Source organism: Bifidobacterium sp. M0399 (assembly GCF_016100595.1).
Lineage (GTDB): Bacteria > Actinomycetota > Actinomycetes > Actinomycetales > Bifidobacteriaceae > Bombiscardovia > Bombiscardovia polysaccharolytica.
On sequence record NZ_JACFSD010000013.1, the window covers coordinates 1 to 1,353 of the forward strand.

A 1,353-nucleotide genomic window follows, 5' to 3' on the forward strand; every position below is an offset into this window, starting at 1 on the left:
GGGCTATAGGAACTAAACGCGTTGTTTATGTTGGGGGTTTGGCCTTGTGGCTGTAAGCGTGTTGGGTGGTTGTTAATAGGTCGGGTTGTTAATAGGGGTCTTGCAGGGGTGCCCGTTCCTGTTCGATCGGGGAATGAGAACCAGATCGAAGAGGGCCAGGCATTGCCCCATATGCCATGGGCGGATGCGCAAGCATGGGCGCAACAGATCAGGCACGCAGCGCTGGATGTGTCCGTCCTGCTCGATCACGTCCACCGCGCGCAGGCAGGACCGGGCCCGCGCCGCGCAGTTGAGGGAGTTCCCGGACCGGCCGCTGACGGGCAGGACCCGGGAACAGATGGGGGCCATGGGCGCCAGGGCCTGGCGTAAACGGGTCGGCTGGTGCTGGAACATCAAGCCGGCAATCACACCGGACGGGGTGGTCCATCACACGCTCATGGCCGACGGCACGCATATGGCACACGGCTGGTGCCTCCTGATAGCGATCGACGGGCAGACGGGCCAGGTCATCGACCGGCAGTGGTGCCATCAGGAGAACACGGCGGCCTACACGGCCCTGTCCTCCCGCATCCCCGGGCCCGACGTGCTCATCACCGACGGCCTTCGCGGCGTGCAGAAAGCCTGCCATGCCTGCTGCCGGGCACGCGCATCCAACGCCGCCTGGTGCACGTGCAACGCAACACCAAAACCGACCTGACACTCAAACCACGACTTCAGGCCGGCAAGGAACCCAAGCGACTCTCCGACCAGCTCACCCGGGTCCATACCATCGAGGAAGCGGTGCGTCGGGGTGAGGCCTTGAACGCCTGGCACGAAAGATGGAAAACCCTCATCGACGAACGCACCATGGCCAAGGACGACCCAGCCAACCCCAAAGCCAGCCACCAATCCTGGTGGTGGACCCACCAGGAACTCCGCCGCTGCTACCGCAGGCTCGAACACCTCTTCCAAGACAGGCAGCTCTTCGCCTTCCTGGAACCCGAACTCACCGCCGGCGGGCCAGTGGAACGCACCACCAACCGGCTGGAAGGAGGAGTCAACCCACCCATCAAACGCACCCTCCTGCAACACCACGGCCTACCCGAGAGCCACATGAGACGCGCCTGCGAATGGCACTGCTGCATGAAAACCGACAACCCCGACCCCGCCAGCCTGATCAGGGACGAACACCACCAGCCACAACCAGCACCCAAACGGGAAACCAGACAGGAACAGGACGAGCCCGAACACTACGGCACCGCCATCAACTGGAACGAGTTCCACACACCAGTCAGATACCCCAACACCACACTCTGACCAACACACAACCAAACCCACACACAGAACCTAAAACAACGCGTTTAGTTCCTATAG

1 pseudogene is annotated in these 1,353 nt (G+C 62.4%); it reads left to right on the plus strand.

Going from position 1 to position 1,353, the window contains the following annotated elements:
* Positions 1–133: 133 nt before the first annotated feature.
* Positions 134–1,296: pseudogene (locus H3V09_RS08940) on the plus strand (IS1249 family transposase).
* The last annotated feature ends 57 nt before the right edge of the window (positions 1,297–1,353 follow it).